We start from the raw sequence: 15,919 nt of genomic DNA, 5'->3' as shown, positions 1-15,919 counted from the left end.
AGGCTGAGCGAGGGGTTAATACGCGCCTGAAAACCGGAGAGGCCGGTCAGTTTCCGGGCAGGACGATGATCGTCGGCTTGGGCGGCAGCATAGCCTTGCTGATCGTGATTTCGGCCTCGGCCCGGCGTTCGACGGGCCAGAGATCCTGGGAGCGCGCGAGGAAACGACTGAGGCTCGAGCCGCCGAAGAAATGCATCGGGATCATCACCTTGGCCTGCACCGATTTCAGCACCTCGATCATGCCTTCCTGATCGAGCGTATAGCTGCCATCGACCGGGAAGAGTACGACGTCGACGCGGCCGAGCGCGCGCAGATGGCCCGGTTCGAGCGGGTGGTGCAGATGTCCGAGATGGGCGATGCAGAGATCGCCGATCTCGAAGACGAACATCGAGTTGCCGTCGAAATCGGTCGAGCCGGAATAGGAGCGGATATTGGTCGGCACATTGCGTACGCGCATGTCGCCGAGCGTGACGTCGTGCTTCGCGGCGCCCTTGCCGGCAGGGTCCCAGCCGGGCAGAACCTGCTTGATGGCGGGATCGGGATTGCGCGAATTGTGGGTCGAATGCGCCTTGTTCATCGTCGCGATATCCGGCGTTTCGCGCGGCCGGATGTAGTCGTTGTAGTCGGTGGCGGCCTTCACGCCGCCGGGCGTCTCGATCAGGAAGGTGGCGTGGCCGACGAAAGTCAGCCGGACCTCGTCCTTGGCGAGCGCCGCGTGCTGGATCGGGAGGCGGAGGCTTGCCATCTCTGGCCGGCAGCCGGGCTCGTCCGATTGGGCTTGCGCCGGCGCCAGGTACGCCAGCGTCGCGAGCAAACCGAAAACGGCTCGGCCTAGCGTCGTCGACAGTGTCATGAACTTCGCTCCCGCTGCGTTCCCGCAGTGAAGGTTTAGGCAAAATACCGCTCTGCGAAAGCCAGGCTGTCAGTTTCGTGACAATCGTTCGCTTGGGATGACCGGTTGCGTATCAGGATCGGTTGTGGCAGGAATCTGATATCGTTTTGCAACTGGTTTGGAGTGATCGCCATGACGAGGCTGGTGGTTCGCGGGTTTTCGCTGTCGCTGGACGGTTATGGTGCCGGACCCAGCCAAGATGTCGACAATCCGCTCGGCGTGAACGGTGCGAAGCTGCATCGCTGGGCGTTCGGCACACGCACCTTCCGAGAGATGTTCGGGCAAGAAGGGGGCGAAACCGGCATCGACAACGATTTTGCCGCGCGCGGCTTTGACAATATCGGCGCCTGGATCATGGGCCGGAACATGTTCGGGCCGATCAGGGGAGAATGGCCGGACGACACCTGGAAGGGCTGGTGGGGCGACATCCCGCCCTACCACGTTCCGGTCTTCGTACTGACCCATCATGCTCGCGCGCCGCTGGAGATGGCGGGCGGAACGACCTTTCACTTCGTCACCGATGGGCCGGAGGCGGCACTCCAACGCGCCAGGGAAGCCGCTGGCGGCAAGGACATCAGGCTTGGCGGCGGCGTGGCGACGATCCGGCACTATCTGCGTGCGGGGGCCGTCGACGAGATGCATCTCGCGGTCTCGCCGATCCTGCTCGGCACCGGCGAGAACCTCTTCATTGGTCTCGACCTGCCGGCATTGGGCTATACCAGCACGCAGCACAGTGCGACGCCCGCCGCCACACATATTGTCGTGACCAGGCGAGCCTGATCGATCGCGGCGCGGAGCCTGCACCTCATAGCGGCGGCAGGCGCCGCTTCACCGGCTGGCTCTTCACGATGGCCGAACTGGTCTCGGCCTTGTCCGCGATCCGGTCGAGGATCTGGTCGAGCTGTTCGATGGAGCGCAGATGCAGTCGGCCGATGAAGCAGTCATCGCCGGTGACCTTGTCGCATTCCGAGAATTCCGGGATCTCCTCGATCAGCTGCTGAACCGCGTGCAGTTTGCCGGGGAGCGGGCGGATCCGGACGATCGCCTGCAATTGGTAGCCGATCGCGTGGGGATCGATGTCGACGGTGAAGGCGCGGATCACGCCGCGCTCTTCCAGCCTCCGAAGCCGCTCGGAGACGCTGGGCGAGGACAGGTTCACGCGCTGAGCCAGCTCCTTCAGGGAGATGCGGGCATCCCCGGCCAGAATGTCGATGATGTTCCGGTCCAGCTCGTCGATCATATCGTTATCAGGTCATCCGAGTTTCAGACCTTACAATGTAAGGTAATTTGACCGATCTGTCTCTCTCGTTCCATGGAACGCGAGATCTCGTCCTCCTATCATCCGGTTTCGTTCCTGGGTGGAGGCGATGATGACGGACCATAGGCGCGGCGTAGCCGAGATGACGGCTGCCATGACGATCTCGGGCACGATCGGCTGGTTCGTGGTTCGCTCCGGCCAGCCGGTGATGGATGTGGTGTTCTGGCGCTGCGTCTTCGGCGCCGCGACCCTGTTGATCGTCTGCGGAGCCCTGGGGCTGCTTCGGCGCGGCGCGCTGACCGGCCGCCAGCTTGCGCTCGCCGCGATCGGTGGTGTCGCCGTCGTGTTGAACTGGCTGTTGCTGTTCTCGGCTTATTCGCGCGCTTCGATCTCGGTCGCGACGGTGGTCTACAACACCCAGCCCTTCATGCTCGTCGGGCTTGGCGCGCTGCTGTTTGCCGAGCGGCTGACGGTCACGAAGCTGTTCTGGCTGGCGATCTCCTTCACCGGCATGGTGTTGATCGTGCAGGCCAAGCCGGGCGCGGGGGCGGTCGGGACCGATTATCTCGCGGGCGTCGCCATGGCGCTCGGCGCAGCCTTCTTCTACGCGCTGGCCGCCATCGTCGCGAAAGCGCTGAAGGGCGTAGCGCCTTATCTGATCGTGCTGGTCCAGGTCCTGGTCGGGATTGCGATGCTCTCGCCCTTCGCCAGCCTAGCGCAGTTGCCGGCTGGCGCGGAGACCTGGGCGCTGCTTGGTACGCTCGGCATCCTCCATACCGGGCTGATGTTCGTGCTGCTCTATATGGCGATCCAGCGGTTGCCGACGACGCTGACCGGTGCGCTGTCCTTCATCTATCCGATCGTCGCGATCGTCGTCGATCTGACGGCCTTCGGCCACCAGCCGCAGCTTCTCCAGATCGTCGGAGCTGCTGCGATCCTAATCGCCGCGGCCGGCATGACACTGGGCTGGGTGCCGTGGCGGCGGCCTTATGCAACGATCGTCGCAAGGCTTCCGGCCGAATAGCAGCAATGGCGATCGTGGGCGGCCGAGCGCATGGCTGCTGACGGGTGCGTCTGGCGGCGACCAAGACGGGGCGAGGAAGGCTACGCGTCGCCCGACTGTTCCCGATCTGGCCGGTACATAGCGAGCAGTTGCGGCAGCATCTCGTCGATGGCGGAAGCCATTGCTGCGGGACCGCCGAGTTTCCCGTCCAGCGCGAGATGGGCGAAGCCGTGCACGAGCGACCAGGCTCCCAGCGCCGCAAGCGCTACGTGCGGGGAGGAGATATCACGGCCGAGACAGGCCGCCATGGCGCGTTCCAGCTCATGGCGGGCCGATGCGCCGACCAGCCGCAGGCGCTCATTGGCATCGTCGAGGCGGTCCTTCCGGAACATCAGATCGAAACGCCCCGGGAATGCGACGGCGAACCGGACATAGCCGCGTCCTTGCCCGTGCAACCGGGCGAGCGGATCGCTGCCTCCTTCCGCCTCGCCAGACTTCAGGAAGGCGACGAGTTCCTCGAAGCCACGGATGGCGACCTCCGTGAGCAGGCCAGAGACGCTGCCGAAATGATGCGCGGGGGCGCCTGCCGAAACGCCTGCGCGCCTAGCCGCCTCGCGCAGGCTGAACCCGTCAAGTCCGCGCTCGACGAGAATCCGGTCGGTGGCCGAGACGAGCGCATCGCGCAGGTCGCCATGATGGTAGCCGCTCTTCGATGCCGGATCCATATCGCCTCTATCTTGACAGTGTTCAAATCATTGCCTACGAATCTTATCGCTGTTCAGATTAGCGAAATGCAGGAGGTTGGGCCATGGATACCAAGCATATCACGCGTCGCCTTGCGATCGCCGGCTCCGGATTGGGAATGGCCGTCGGGGCAGCGGCGGGCCTGGCCGGCGGCGCAATGCTCGGGGCTGCTGCGGCGGCACCGGCGCCGGTCGTTCTGGATGGTCGTCGCCGCTTTGAAAACAGGGTCGTACTCGTCACGGGAGGGACCTCCGGCATCGGCCGCGCGGCTGTGGAGGCCTTCGCTGCCGAAGGCGGAAAGGTCGCCTTCTGCGGTCGGCGCGAGGCGCTTGGCCAAGAGGTCGAGCGCAGCGTCAGGGCGGTCGGCGGAGAAGCGCTCTACATCCGGGCCGACATCCGCAGGGAGGATGATGTCCGGAGGTTCGTCGAGAGCGCCGTCACCCGCTACGGTGGTCTGCACGTTGCCTTCAACAATGCCGGGATCACGCTTCAGAAGCCCCTGCATAGCTACGAGGTGGCGGAGTTCGACGACATTCTGAGCACCAACCTGCGCGGCGTGTTCCTGGCGATGAAGTACCAGATCCCGCACATGATGTCGGCGGGCGGGCAGATCGTCGTGACCTCGTCGACTGTGGCGACGACATGCCGCGAGAGCCAGTCGGCCTATGTCGCCAGCAAGGCGGCGTTGACGGGGCTCGTACGCGCTGCGGCGCTCGACTATGTCAAGCATGGCATCAGAGTGAACGCCCTTCTGCCGGGTACGACGGATACCGAACTGGTCCGTGGCGTCGCCGGCATGATGGCTGCGCCCGACGCCGTCTGGCAGATCGGCGGAGCGCAATGGGCCAAGGACAATATCCCGACCATGGGCCGCATGGCGACGGCGCGGGAAATGGCCGCTGTTGCGCTCGATCTGGCGGCGGCGACCCACCCTTATTTGACCGGCGCTTCGATCGTCGTCGACGGCGCGATGACGCTGCGGGCCTGAGGGAGTTGACGACGGGCGGTTGCAGCAAGCGGCCAGCCTCGCTACATACGCGGCACTCTTCCCGAAAGCCCCGGCGCGATCAGTCCGAAGCGGAGCCGCACATCCATGTCCCGTCAGTTCATCTACCATATGCGCGGCCTGTCGAAGACCTATCCCGGCGGCAAGCAGGTGCTGAAGGACATCCATCTGTCGTTCTACCCGGACGCCAAGATCGGTGTGCTCGGCGTCAACGGCGCCGGCAAGTCGACCCTGCTCAAGATCATGGCAGGCTACGACAAGGAATGGACCGGCGAGGCCTGGGTGGCCGAGGGCGCGCGCGTCGGCTATCTGCCGCAGGAGCCCAAGCTCGATGAGAGCCTGAACGTGCGCGATAACGTGATGCTCGGCGTCGCGCCGCAGAAGGCGATCCTCGACCGCTATAACGAGCTCGCGATGAACTACTCGGACGAGACTGCGGACGAGATGACCAAGCTCCAGGACGAGATCGAGGCCAAGGGCCTGTGGGATCTCGATTCCAAGGTCGACCAGGCGATGGACGCGTTGCGCTGCCCGCCGGACGACTGGGAGGTCTCCAAGCTCTCGGGCGGCGAACGCCGCCGCGTCGCGCTCTGCAAGCTCCTGCTCGAGCAGCCGGAACTGCTGCTGCTCGACGAACCGACCAACCATCTCGATGCCGAGACCACCGCTTGGCTCGAAGGCCATTTGCGGACCTATCCGGGCGCGATCCTGATCGTCACCCACGATCGCTACTTCCTCGACAATGTCACGAGCTGGATTCTCGAGCTCGATCGCGGCCAGGGCATTCCCTACGAGGGGAACTACTCCGCCTGGTCGGTGCAGAAGCAGAAGCGCCTCGCTCAGGAAGGCCGGGAGGACGTCTCGCGCCAGAAGACGCTGGAACGCGAGCAGGAATGGATTTCGGCTTCGCCCAAGGCGCGCCAGGCCAAGAGCAAGGCCCGCATCCAGCGCTATGACGAACTGGTGCAGAAGGCCTCGAACAAGGGGCCGGACACCGCGCAGATCGTCATCCCGATCGCCGAGCGCCTCGGCAACAATGTCGTCGATTTCGATAACCTGTCGAAAGGCTTCCAGGACAAGCTGCTGATCGACGGGCTGTCCTTCAAGCTGCCGCCGGGCGGTATCGTCGGCATCATCGGACCGAACGGCGCCGGCAAGACCACGCTGTTCCGGATGATCACCGGGCAGGAGAAGCCGGATTCCGGTTCGATCACCATCGGCGAGAGCGTCAAGCTCGGCTATGTCGACCAGAGCCGCGACTCGCTCGACGACAAGAAGAACGTCTGGGAGGAAATCTCCGGCGGCAACGACATCCTCTATCTCGGCAAGCGCGAGGTGAATTCGCGCGCCTATTGCTCGACCTTCAACTTCAAGGGCGGCGACCAGCAGAAGAAGGTTGGATCGCTCTCGGGCGGGGAGCGCAATCGCGTCCATCTTGCCAAGATGTTGAAATCGGGTGCCAACGTCCTGCTGCTCGACGAACCGACCAACGATCTCGACGTCGACACGCTACGCGCGCTCGAAGAGGCGCTGGAGGATTACGCCGGCTGCGCCGTGATCATCAGCCACGATCGCTGGTTCCTCGACCGTATCGCGACCCATATCCTCGCCTTCGAGGGCGACAGCCATGTCGAATGGTTCGAGGGAAATTTTGCCGATTACGAGGAAGACAAGAAGCGCCGGTTGGGGATCGATTCCACGATTCCGAAGCGGATTCAGTACAAGAAGTTCTCGCGCTGATCGTCTGAGCCTCGAAGAAAAAGGCCCGCGCTCCTGAAATGGAGCGCGGGCCTTTCTATTGGGGGCGCCGATTTGGGTGAAGCTCAGGCCTTGCCTTTGACCAGGATGTTTCCGTCGACCTGCTGGATGTCGCGCAGGCCGCAAAGCGCCATGGTGATGTCGAGCTCCTTGCGGATGATGTCGAGGCAGCGGGTCACGCCTTCCTCACCCATGGCGCCAAGGCCGTAGAGGAAAGCGCGGCCGATCAGCACGCCGCGGGCGCCGAGCGCCACCGCCTTGATCACATCCTGTCCGGAGCGGATGCCGCCATCCATCAGGACTTCCATGCGCCCGCCGACCTGCTCGACGATGCCCGGCAGCGCCGCGATGGAGGAGACGGCGCCGTCAAGCTGGCGGCCGCCATGGTTCGAGACGATCAGCGCGTCGGCACCGCTCCTGGCGGCGAGCTCGGCATCCTCCGGATCGAGAATGCCCTTGAGGATCAGCTTGCCGCCCCAGCGATCCTTGATCCACTTCACATCGTCCCAGCTCAGCGCCGGGTCGAACTGTTCCGCCGTCCAGGAGGAGAGCGATGAGAGATCGCCGACGCCCTTGGCGTGGCCGACGATGTTTCCAAAGGTGCGGCGCTTGGTGCCGAGCATGCCGAGGCACCAGCGCGGCTTGGTCGCGAGGTTGATCAGATTGGCGATCGTCGGCTTCGGCGGCGCGGAGAGCCCGTTGCGGATATCCTTGTGGCGCTGGCCGAGGATCTGGAGGTCGAGCGTCAGGACCAGGGCCGAGCACTGCGCCGCCTTGGCACGGTCGATCAGGCGGATGATGAAATCGCGGTCCTTCATCACGTAGAGCTGGAACCAGAACGGCGCGTCGGTGTTCTCGGCGACATCCTCGATCGAGCAAATGCTCATGGTCGAGAGCGTGAAGGGCACGCCGGCCTTGGCTGCGGCGCGGGCGGCGAGGATTTCGCCGTCGGCGTGCTGCATGCCGGTGAGGCCCGTCGGAGCCAGTGCAACCGGCATCGTGGCGGCCTGGCCTGCGAGCGTGGTTGCCAGCGTACGATTGGTCATGTTGACGGCGACGCGCTGGCGCAGCTTGATGGCGGCGAAGTCAGCCTCGTTGGCGCGATAGGTGCCCTCGGTCCAGGCGCCGGAATCGGCGTAGTCGTAGAACATGCGCGGCACCCGGCGCTGGGCCAGGATGCGCAGGTCTTCGATGGTCAAGGGCTGGGACATGTCGGCCGGCTCCGCATTTTCGCTCCTGATCGCTCGGTCGCATGGAACCCTGCCGCAGGCAACCGCCCGCTACGTGACCCCGCTATACCGGCCGGGCTTATGATTGACGGCCAGGATCAGGTTGAGCACCGCAGCTCCCAGCAGCGAAATCAGCACTTTCTCGAGCGGCAGCATGACGAGCGCACAGACGAGGATCAGCGCGTCGATGCCGAGCTGAAACCAGCCGGCGCGGATATCGTGCTTCTCCTGCAGGTAGAGCGCGAGAATGTTGACGCCGCCCAGGCCGGTGCGATGGCGAAACAGCGCAAGGACGCCGAGCCCCATCAGCCTGCCGCCGGCGACCGCGGCATAGACCGGGTCGACAGTCGCGATCGCCAACCAGCCGGGTGTGAACCAGGTGAAGAGCGAGACGAGCCCGACCGCGATGAAGGTCCGCAAGGCGAAGCGCCAGCCCATGCGACGGACCGCGAGCCAGTAGAAGGGCAGGTTGATGGCGAAGAAAAGCAGGCCGAAATTGATCCCGGTGGCAAACTGGAACAGCAATGCCAACCCGGCCGCCCCGCTCGTGAGCAGGGTCGCCTTCGTATAGAGGCTGATGCCGATGCTGACGAGCAATGTGCCGAGCAGCATGGCGAAGACGTCTTCGTAGAAGCGATGGCGCTCGGTCGGTGGGGCTGAGGTCGCCGCGTCGGTCATGGTGCATATCCGGCTCGGTTGAAGGGGCTTCGGTCGTTTGGGCGCGACGATGCAATGGTTGAGCCACGCCGGTTGATCCTGTAGGGCCGGATCATCCCTACCGCTACCCTGTGAGATCTCCTCATGATTCTGCGGCTCGCCGCTGCGCTCTGCCTGACGCTTCTTGCCCATGCCGCACCGGCACAGGATACCGTTGCCTGGAAAACCGGGCGCGAGGCGAAGCTCATCGAGACGCGCATCGAGGCGCTGCTCAAGACGATGACGCTCGACGAGAAGGTCGGCCAGCTGCATCTCTCGGGTCGTGGCGAGGGTTTCAACGCCGCACGCATTCGCGAGGGACGGATGGGCGGGGTGATGAACTTCGTCGTGCCGCAGGAGGTTGCGGATGTTCAGAAGGCCGCGCGCGAATCCCGGCTGAAGATCCCGCTGATCATCGGTCTCGATGCCGTTCACGGCTTCTCGACCTATTTTCCGCTGCCGCTTGGCCAGGCTTCGACCTGGAACCCGGAGCTGATCGAGGAGGCGGCCTATTGGACGGGGCGTGAAGCGCGCGCCGCCGGCATCCAATGGACTTTTGCGCCGATGGTCGACATTTCGCGTGATCCGCGCTGGGGCCGCGTCCTCGAGGGGGCGGGGGAAGATGCCTATTTCGGCTCCATCGTCGCTGCAGCGCGCACGCATGGCTATCAGCGCGGCGGCGTGGCGACGACCGTCAAGCATTTCGTCGGCTACGGTGCGGGCGAAGCCGGGCGCGACTACAACTCCACCTGGATCCCGACGAGCCAGCTCTTCGATCTCTACCTGCCGCCGTTCAAGGCCTCGTTCGACGCTGGTTCCATGACGGCAATGGCGGCATTCAACGCCCTGAACGGCGTGCCGACCACCGCGCATGGCGGGCTGCTGACCGGGCTGCTGCGCCAGAACTGGGGATTCAAGGGTTTCGTGGTCTCGGATTTCGGCTCGATCACCGAACTCAGACTGCACGGAATCGCCAAGGATGACGCCGAGGCTGCGCGCAAGGCGCTGCTGGCCGGCATCGACATGGACATGATGGGTGATGTCTATGACAAGCACCTGGCTGCCGAGGTAAAGGCCGGTCGCGTCCCGGTGAAGATGCTCGACGCGGCGGTGCGCCGCGTGTTGCGCGTCAAGTTCCACCTGGGCCTGTTCGAGCGGCCCGATGTCGACCCGGCCGCTGCTCCGGCGCTGATGCAGACGCAGGAGGCACGCGCGGTCGCGCTTCGCGCGGCGCGCGAAGGCATCATCCTGCTTAAGAACGCCAATGAAACCCTGCCGATCGCGTCCTCCGTCAAGCGGCTCGCCGTGATCGGCGCCATGGCCGTGCCGGAGGCCGAGCGGGTCTGGACCGATCCGGCCGGGCTCGGACGGCGCGCCATCCAGTCCTTGCCGGACGCGCTGAAGGAGCGCGTTCAGGCCGGGGTGGAGGTCGTCTACGAGCCGGCCTTCACAAAGAACTGCGGCACCGAATTCGCGGACAAGGATGCAGCGCTGCGCGCCGCCGCGGCGAGCGATCTCGTCATCGCCATGCTCGGCGAGGATTGCGAGTTCATCGGAGAGGGCGCCTCGCGCGCGAATCTCAACCTGCCCGGCGTGCAGCAGGAACTGCTCGAGGCGCTGGTCGCGACGGGCAAGCCCGTCGTGCTGGTGCTGGCCACTGGCCGCCCGCTGGTCCTCACCTGGGCCGACACCCATGTCGCCGCGATCGTGCAGACCTTCCACGGCGGCACCGAGGGGCGTACCGCGATCGCCGAGGTTCTGACCGGAGCGGCAAATCCGGCAGGCCGCACGCCGATGAGCTTTCCGCGCTCGGTCGGGCAGATCCCGATCTACTACAACCATCTCCCGACGGGGCGGCCGCAGAAGATCCGGCAGCGCTACGAGTCGATCTACATGGATGAGAAAAACGAGCCGCTCTATCCCTTCGGCTTTGGTCTTTCCTATTCCCGCTTCAGCTATGCCAATCCCCGTGTCGACCGCGCACGCATCGCGATCGATGGCAGCGCAGAAATCTCGGTCGATGTGACCAATTCCGGTTCGCGCGACGGCCAGGAAGTGACGCAGCTTTATGTCCGCCAGCCGGTCGCGACCCGGTCCCGGCCGGTCCGCGAACTCAAGGGTTTCAGCAAGCTCGCGATCAAGGCGGGCGAAACCAGGACCGTCAGTTTCAAGCTCGAGGCCCAGAAGCTGGGATATCACGATGACACCGGGCGTTATGTTGTCGAGCCGGGTCTGTTTGAGGTTTATCTTGGCGGCTCCTCGTTGGCACAGGCCAAGACACAGTTTGAGGTGATCAAGCCATAGTCATCGTCAGACGCTCCTGCTTGACGATTGGCCTCGACATCTTTGTGTTTTCGGTCAATCCTCCTCTGGTCGGGCATTCGGATGCATGCATCCGAAGATCCGCAAGACGCTGGCTTCAGGGGATGCGGCTATGGCGACCGGAACCGTGAAATGGTTCAATACTGAGAAGGGCTTCGGATTCATTCAGCCTTCGGATGGCGGCAAGGATGTGTTCGTACACATCACGGCCGTGAAAGAAGCGGGCCTGATGACTCTGACGGAAGGACAGAAAGTCTCGTTCGATTTGAAAACCGAACGCGGCAAAACGGCGGCAGGCTCGCTCCAGCTGCTCTGACCTCTCGGGCCTCGCGCGCTCATAGCGACCCGTGAAACGGCCGCTATGATGGGCGGTCGCGCGCGGCCCATTCACTGATCGGGATTTGGGGCTTTCTCCAGATCCCGCGGGTGCCGGGGTGGTTTCACGGCACGGGTGACTGTGCGCTTGCTACCGTGCGAAGTGTTTCGCGCCCGCCACACAGAGTGCCACGCCGGCGCTGACTGCGATCATGGGCCAGCTCACGGCCTCATGCAGCAGCAGTGCGGCGAGCATCAGCCCGAAGAAGGGCTGCAGCAATTGCAGCTGGCCGACGGCGGCGATGCCGCCCTGTGCCAGGCCGCGATACCAGAACACGAACCCCACCAGCATGCTGAACACCGAGACATAGGCGAGGCCGATCCAGGCAGGCCGCCCGACATCGGCAAGCGAGACCGGAAAAGTCCATGCGCTGAGCGTGACCATGACCGGCAGGGAGAGCACCAGCGCCCAGGAAATCACCTGCCAGCCTCCGAGCTTTCGCGACAGTCGCGCTCCCTCGGCATAACCGAGGCCGCAGATGATGACCGCGGCGAGCATCAGCAGATCTCCGACCGGGGAGGCGACAAAGCCCTGGGTCATTGCAAATCCTGCGACGAGCGCACTGCCCAGGCAGGAGAACAGCCAGAAGATTGGGCGGGGACGTTCGCCGCCGCGCAGGACGGCGAAGCTCGCGGTTGCCAGCGGCAGGAGGCCGATGAAGACGATCGAATGGGCCGAGCTGACATGTTTCAGCGCCAACGCCGTCAGCAGCGGAAAGCCGACGACAACGCTCAGCGCGACCACGATGAGCGGGAGAACGTCGCTCCGTTGCGGCCGCGTCTGCCGGAAGGCGAGGAGCAGGCACAGGCCCAGCAGGCCGGCGATTGCAGCGCGTGCAGCGGTCAGGAAAACAGGGTCGAGATCGACCACGGCAACACGCGTTGCAGGCAGCGAAGCGCTGAAGATCAGCACGCCGAGAAAGCCGTTGATCCAACCGCTCATGCTCTTGTCCATCAGGAAGACTCCGTTCGCGGCCTGCATTCGCCGGGATATGCGTTTTTTGCCAGAGACGGCGCATGACAGTTGATGCAAACTGTCATGCTGCAAGAGGCAATACAATTAGGTGATTGAGTGACGCTCCTGGATGATGACGGCACGCTTGTCGGGCGTGTCATGCAGGCTGTTCGCCAGCGCATGGCGGGGCGCGTACTGGCTCCGGGGGCCAGACTGCCCTCGATCCGTGGCTTTGCCGACACGATGGGCGTCTCGAAGTCGACGGTGGTCGAGGCCTATGACCGGCTTGCCGCAGAGGGGGCGATCCGTTCGCGCCGCGGCTCGGGCTTCTATGTCGCGGGTCATCTGCCACCGCTGTCGCTGGCGGAGATCGGACCGCGGCTTGACCGTGCGGTCGATCCGCTCTGGGTCTCGCGACAATCGCTGGAGACCGGCGAGGATTTCCTGAAGCCCGGCTGCGGCTGGCTTCCCGCATCATGGTTGCCGGAGGAGAGCCTGCGCAGAGCGTTGCGATCGCTCTCGCGCGCCGATGCCTCCACATTGGCCGATTATGGCACGCCGCTCGGGCTGTTGCCGTTGCGCCATCTGCTCGCCCGGCGCATGGCGGAGCATGGCATCGAGGCCCGGCCGGACCAGATCGTGCTGACCGAGTCCGGAACCCAGGCCATCGACCTGCTCTGCCGCTTCCTGCTCGAACCGGATGACACGGTAGTGGTCGACGACCCCTGCTACTTCAACTTCCAGGCCCTGCTGCGGGCTCATCGGGCCAGGGTCGTCAGTGTCCCCTATACGCCGAACGGTCCCGATATCGTGCGCTTCGAACAGGTGCTCGCAGAGCATCGGCCACGGCTCTACGTTACCAACTCCGCGCTGCACAATCCAACGGGAGCCGTGCTGTCTCCCGTGATTGCACATCGGGTGCTCAAATTGGCTGAGCAGTCAGGGTTGACGATCATCGAGGACGATATCTTTGCCGATTTCGAGCTGGAGCCGGCGCCGCGGCTTGCCGCCTTCGATGGGCTCGATCGGGTCGTGCATATCGGCAGCTTCTCCAAGACGCTGTCGGCCTCGCTGCGATGTGGCTTCATCGCGGCCCGGCGCGACTGGATCGAGGGGCTGACCGATCTCAAGATCGCCACCTCCTTCGGGGCCAGCCGGGTCTCGGCGGAATTCGTGCTGGGCGCCTTGAAGGATGGCGCCTATCGCAAGCACATGGACGGGCTGCGCGGCCGGTTGGCGCGCGCCATGACGGAAACTTGCGCGCGGTTGAAAGCTATCGGAATCGAGCCGTGGATCGAGCCGCGTGCCGGGATGTTCCTGTGGTGTCGCCTGCCGGACGGGCTGGATGCCGCCGAGATCGCGCAACGCGTGCTGGCGGAGAATATCGTCCTTGCCCCCGGAAATGCCTTCAGCGTGTCGCTGACGGCGGGACGATTCCTGCGCTTCAACGTCGCGCAATCGTCGGACCCGCGCATCTACACAGCGCTCGAAGCGGCGATGCGGCGCTGAGTGATGCCGACATTGGCTGAGCGGGGGCGCAGGATCTCGCTGACGCAAGGAAGGCGCTTGCACTTTCTGCTCTTTTAACATAAAGATATCTTTATATGTTTTTCTGAATTTCGAAAGCTGATCCCTTGCGCCAACCCACGACGTTGTCCTCGTCATCCTTGCTTGCGGGCCTGCGCGCGGCTGGCGAGGAGACACGGCTGCGCATCCTGGCGCTGTTGGCGGAGGGCGAGCTCTCCGTTTCTGATCTGACCGATATTCTCGGGCAGTCTCAGCCCCGCATTTCCCGCCATCTCAAGCTCCTGGCCGAGGCCGGGCTGGTGCGACGCTATCGCGAGGGAGCGTGGGCCTTCTTTCGGCTCGACGAATCGGGAGCGGGCGGCGCCTTCGCGGCCTCCCTGGCTGCCTGGCTAGATCGGGCGGATCCGGAGCTCGCTGCGGACCGCGAGAGGCTCGCGGCCGTTCGCTCCACGCGCGCCGAGGCGGCGCAATCCTATTTCGCCAGCGTGGCGCGAGACTGGGACCGGCTGCGCTCGCTGCATGTCCCAGACGATGCCGTCGAGGCGGCGGTCGAGGCGGCGGCCGGGGAAGGCTCGTCCGGCGCGATGCTCGACCTCGGCACGGGGACCGGCCGGATGCTGGAGCGGATCGCCCCGAAATTCGGCCGTGCCATCGGTGTCGATGCCAGCCATGCCATGCTCGCCGTGGCACGCGCCAATCTCGAGAAGGCCGGGCTGTCCCGGGTTGAGCTGCGACAGGGTGATATTCACGCCTTGCCTTTCGCGCGCGGGGCCTTCGATCTCGTCATCATCCATCAGGTTCTGCATTTCCTCGATGACCCCGGCCGCGCATTGCGCGAGGCGGCCGCGATGCTCGCTCCCGGCGGCCGGCTGATCGTGGTCGATTTCGCGCCGCACGAGATGGAGTTCCTGCGAACAGAGCACGCGCATCGCCGGCTCGGTTTCTCGCGGGCCCAGATCGCCGGCTGGTTTGCGGAGGCGGGATTGAGCTGCGATCTCTCCGAAGAGGTGACCTCGGCCGAGGGGGCGTCCGGCCAACTCTCCGTGATGCTCTGGCGTGGACGTGACCGGCGCGTGCAGGGGGATTTCCCGCTGCGCCAGAATTCCAGTTTCGAGGTGGCTTGATGAATGCGTTTCGCCCCAGCCGGCACGGCACCCGCCGGCCCAGCGTCTCTTTCGAGTTCTTTCCGCCGAAGACGCCGGAGATGGAGACGACGCTCTGGGAGAGCGTGCGCCGTCTCGAGCCGCTGGGACCCACCTTCGTGTCGGTGACCTATGGCGCGGGCGGTTCGACGCGCGAGCGCACCCACAACACCGTCAAACGCATGGTTGACGAGACCCGGCTGAAGCCGGCAGCGCATCTGACCTGCGTTTCCGCCACCTGTGCCGAGGTCGACGACGTCATCCGCTCCTATTGGGCGGCCGGCGTGCGCCATATCGTGGCGCTACGCGGTGACCCGGCCGGTGGACTCGGAACGGTCTACGAGCCGCACCCGCAGGGCTATCACCAGACCTCTGATCTGGTTACCGGGATCCGGCGCGTCGGCGATTTCGAGGTGACGGTCTCGGCCTATCCCGAAAAACATCCGGAAGCCGCCTCGCTCGATGCCGATATCGATGCCTTGAAGAAGAAGGTCGATGCCGGTGCGACCCGGGCGATCACGCAGTTCTTCTTCGATAACGACGTCTATTTCCGCTATCTCGACAAGGTCAGGGCGCGGGGAATCGACATTCCGATCCTGCCCGGCATCGTTCCCGTCCTGAATTTCAAGCAGACGGCGAGCTTCGCCACCAAGACTGGCGCGAGCGTGCCGCAATGGCTGGCCGACCGGTTCGAGGGCCTGGAAGACGACGCCGCGACGCGCCGGCTCGTGGCGGCCGCGGTTTGCGCCGAGCAGGTGCTCGACCTGGTCGACCGCGGCGTCTCCGACTTGCATTTCTACACGATGAACAAGGCTGACCTGGTCTATGCGATCTGCCATCTGGTCGGCTTGAAGCCGGACAGGACCGCCCAGCAGCAGGCGGCCGCGGAGTAGCGTGCCAGCCGTCATTGGGAGCAAAGCGATCCAGCCTGTCTTCAGTGGCCTCTGGATTGCTTCGTCGCTTTGCTCCTCGCAATGACGGGAAGACCATACGAGCAGAGTTTCATGACGAA

At 64.6% G+C, this 15,919-nt stretch carries 15 protein-coding genes; 9 read left to right on the top strand and 6 right to left on the bottom strand.

Translation table 11 applies throughout. The features are described 5' to 3' along the window. Nucleotides 1-46 precede the first annotated feature (46 nt). Nucleotides 47-853 carry an MBL fold metallo-hydrolase gene (locus tag AB4099_RS01760; RefSeq protein ID WP_441476812.1) on the bottom strand — a complete coding sequence of 269 codons (807 nt, stop codon included), beginning with the start codon at nt 851-853 and terminating at the stop codon, nt 47-49. Between the two features lie 171 nt (nt 854-1,024). On the opposite strand from AB4099_RS01760, the gene AB4099_RS01755 reads away from it, so the two are divergent. Further along, on the top strand, nt 1,025-1,672 hold the full coding sequence (locus AB4099_RS01755; protein WP_441476811.1) for a dihydrofolate reductase family protein: 648 nt from the start codon (nt 1,025-1,027) through the stop codon (nt 1,670-1,672). A gap of 25 nt (nt 1,673-1,697) precedes the next feature. Here AB4099_RS01755 and AB4099_RS01750 read toward each other — a convergent pair whose 3' ends face one another. Next, entirely contained in the window at nt 1,698-2,132 is a 435-nt protein-coding gene (locus AB4099_RS01750; protein WP_043233394.1) for an Lrp/AsnC family transcriptional regulator, read from the bottom strand. A gap of 130 nt (nt 2,133-2,262) precedes the next feature. Here AB4099_RS01750 and AB4099_RS01745 point away from each other — a divergent pair, with 130 nt between their 5' ends. Further along, complete coding sequence (locus AB4099_RS01745) at nt 2,263-3,174, top strand: DMT family transporter (RefSeq protein ID WP_441476810.1); 912 nt, start codon at nt 2,263-2,265, stop codon at nt 3,172-3,174. An 80-nt stretch (nt 3,175-3,254) separates the two neighbouring features. On the opposite strand, the gene AB4099_RS01740 is transcribed toward AB4099_RS01745, so the two are convergent. Continuing rightward, complete coding sequence (locus AB4099_RS01740; RefSeq protein ID WP_441476809.1) at nt 3,255-3,878, bottom strand: TetR/AcrR family transcriptional regulator; 624 nt, start codon at nt 3,876-3,878, stop codon at nt 3,255-3,257. A gap of 83 nt (nt 3,879-3,961) precedes the next feature. Between AB4099_RS01740 and AB4099_RS01735 the strand changes: the two genes are divergently transcribed. Continuing rightward, nucleotides 3,962-4,885, top strand: a complete 924-nt coding sequence (locus AB4099_RS01735; protein ID WP_441476808.1) for an SDR family NAD(P)-dependent oxidoreductase — start codon at nt 3,962-3,964, stop codon at nt 4,883-4,885. 105 nt (nt 4,886-4,990) lie between these two features. Beyond that, nucleotides 4,991-6,643 carry an energy-dependent translational throttle protein EttA gene (gene ettA, locus AB4099_RS01730; protein ID WP_069879792.1) on the top strand — a complete coding sequence of 551 codons (1,653 nt, stop codon included), beginning with the start codon at nt 4,991-4,993 and terminating at the stop codon, nt 6,641-6,643. Between the two features lie 83 nt (nt 6,644-6,726). Here the strand turns inward: ettA and AB4099_RS01725 are convergent, their stop codons facing one another. Both AB4099_RS01725 and AB4099_RS01720 read right to left on the bottom strand, forming a co-directional pair. Next, a complete protein-coding gene (locus tag AB4099_RS01725; RefSeq protein ID WP_113513834.1) occupies nt 6,727-7,872 on the bottom strand; it encodes an alpha-hydroxy acid oxidase in 1,146 nt (381 codons plus the stop codon). Nucleotides 7,873-7,941: 69 nt separating this feature from the next. Further along, complete coding sequence (locus tag AB4099_RS01720) at nt 7,942-8,568, bottom strand: YitT family protein (protein WP_441476807.1); 627 nt, start codon at nt 8,566-8,568, stop codon at nt 7,942-7,944. A 123-nt stretch (nt 8,569-8,691) separates the two neighbouring features. On the opposite strand from AB4099_RS01720, the gene AB4099_RS01715 reads away from it, so the two are divergent. Then, nucleotides 8,692-10,890, top strand: coding sequence for a glycoside hydrolase family 3 N-terminal domain-containing protein (locus AB4099_RS01715; protein ID WP_441476806.1), 2,199 nt, complete (start codon nt 8,692-8,694; stop codon nt 10,888-10,890). Nucleotides 10,891-11,020: 130 nt separating this feature from the next. Next, entirely contained in the window at nt 11,021-11,224 is a 204-nt protein-coding gene (locus AB4099_RS01710) for a cold-shock protein (protein WP_043233603.1), read from the top strand. A 150-nt stretch (nt 11,225-11,374) separates the two neighbouring features. Here AB4099_RS01710 and AB4099_RS01705 read toward each other — a convergent pair whose 3' ends face one another. Continuing rightward, complete coding sequence (locus tag AB4099_RS01705; RefSeq protein WP_113514065.1) at nt 11,375-12,238, bottom strand: DMT family transporter; 864 nt, start codon at nt 12,236-12,238, stop codon at nt 11,375-11,377. Nucleotides 12,239-12,397: 159 nt separating this feature from the next. Here AB4099_RS01705 and AB4099_RS01700 point away from each other — a divergent pair, with 159 nt between their 5' ends. The 3 genes from AB4099_RS01700 to metF all read left to right on the top strand — a co-directional run bounded on the left by AB4099_RS01700 (nt 12,398) and on the right by metF (nt 15,800). Further along, the gene (locus AB4099_RS01700; RefSeq protein ID WP_441477653.1) at nt 12,398-13,747 is read left to right on the top strand and encodes an aminotransferase-like domain-containing protein; all 1,350 of its coding nucleotides are present in this window, start codon (nt 12,398-12,400) and stop codon (nt 13,745-13,747) included. 125 nt (nt 13,748-13,872) lie between these two features. After that, nucleotides 13,873-14,889 (top strand): ArsR/SmtB family transcription factor, encoded by a 1,017-nt coding sequence (locus AB4099_RS01695; protein WP_441476805.1) that lies wholly within the window; start codon nt 13,873-13,875, stop codon nt 14,887-14,889. After that, nucleotides 14,889-15,800, top strand: coding sequence for a methylenetetrahydrofolate reductase [NAD(P)H] (gene metF, locus AB4099_RS01690; RefSeq protein WP_441476804.1), 912 nt, complete (start codon nt 14,889-14,891; stop codon nt 15,798-15,800). The genes AB4099_RS01695 and metF overlap by 1 nt, the downstream gene beginning before the upstream one ends. The last annotated feature ends 119 nt before the right edge of the window (nt 15,801-15,919 follow it).

Source organism: Allobosea sp. 2KB_26 (assembly GCF_052115715.1).
Taxonomy (GTDB): domain Bacteria; phylum Pseudomonadota; class Alphaproteobacteria; order Rhizobiales; family Beijerinckiaceae; genus Allobosea.
This window is presented reverse-complemented; position numbering and strand designations above follow the sequence as displayed.

Bases quoted from the DNA above. Each gene is read 5' to 3' on its own strand.
- AB4099_RS01720 (WP_441476807.1), bottom strand. From the start codon at position 8,568: ATGACCGACGCGGCGACCTCAGCCCCACCGACCGAGCGCCATCGCTTC.
- AB4099_RS01740 (WP_441476809.1), bottom strand. From the start codon at position 3,878: ATGGATCCGGCATCGAAGAGCGGCTACCATCATGGCGACCTGCGCGAT.
- AB4099_RS01725 (WP_113513834.1), bottom strand. From the start codon at position 7,872: ATGTCCCAGCCCTTGACCATCGAAGACCTGCGCATCCTGGCCCAGCGC.
- AB4099_RS01710 (WP_043233603.1), top strand. From the start codon at position 11,021: ATGGCGACCGGAACCGTGAAATGGTTCAATACTGAGAAGGGCTTCGGA.
- AB4099_RS01750 (WP_043233394.1), bottom strand. From the start codon at position 2,132: ATGATCGACGAGCTGGACCGGAACATCATCGACATTCTGGCCGGGGAT.
- AB4099_RS01745 (WP_441476810.1), top strand. From the start codon at position 2,263: ATGACGGACCATAGGCGCGGCGTAGCCGAGATGACGGCTGCCATGACG.
- AB4099_RS01715 (WP_441476806.1), top strand. From the start codon at position 8,692: ATGATTCTGCGGCTCGCCGCTGCGCTCTGCCTGACGCTTCTTGCCCAT.
- ettA (WP_069879792.1), top strand. From the start codon at position 4,991: ATGTCCCGTCAGTTCATCTACCATATGCGCGGCCTGTCGAAGACCTAT.
- AB4099_RS01735 (WP_441476808.1), top strand. From the start codon at position 3,962: ATGGATACCAAGCATATCACGCGTCGCCTTGCGATCGCCGGCTCCGGA.
- AB4099_RS01700 (WP_441477653.1), top strand. From the start codon at position 12,398: ATGCAGGCTGTTCGCCAGCGCATGGCGGGGCGCGTACTGGCTCCGGGG.
- AB4099_RS01760 (WP_441476812.1), bottom strand. From the start codon at position 853: ATGACACTGTCGACGACGCTAGGCCGAGCCGTTTTCGGTTTGCTCGCG.
- AB4099_RS01755 (WP_441476811.1), top strand. From the start codon at position 1,025: ATGACGAGGCTGGTGGTTCGCGGGTTTTCGCTGTCGCTGGACGGTTAT.
- AB4099_RS01705 (WP_113514065.1), bottom strand. From the start codon at position 12,238: ATGGACAAGAGCATGAGCGGTTGGATCAACGGCTTTCTCGGCGTGCTG.
- metF (WP_441476804.1), top strand. From the start codon at position 14,889: ATGAATGCGTTTCGCCCCAGCCGGCACGGCACCCGCCGGCCCAGCGTC.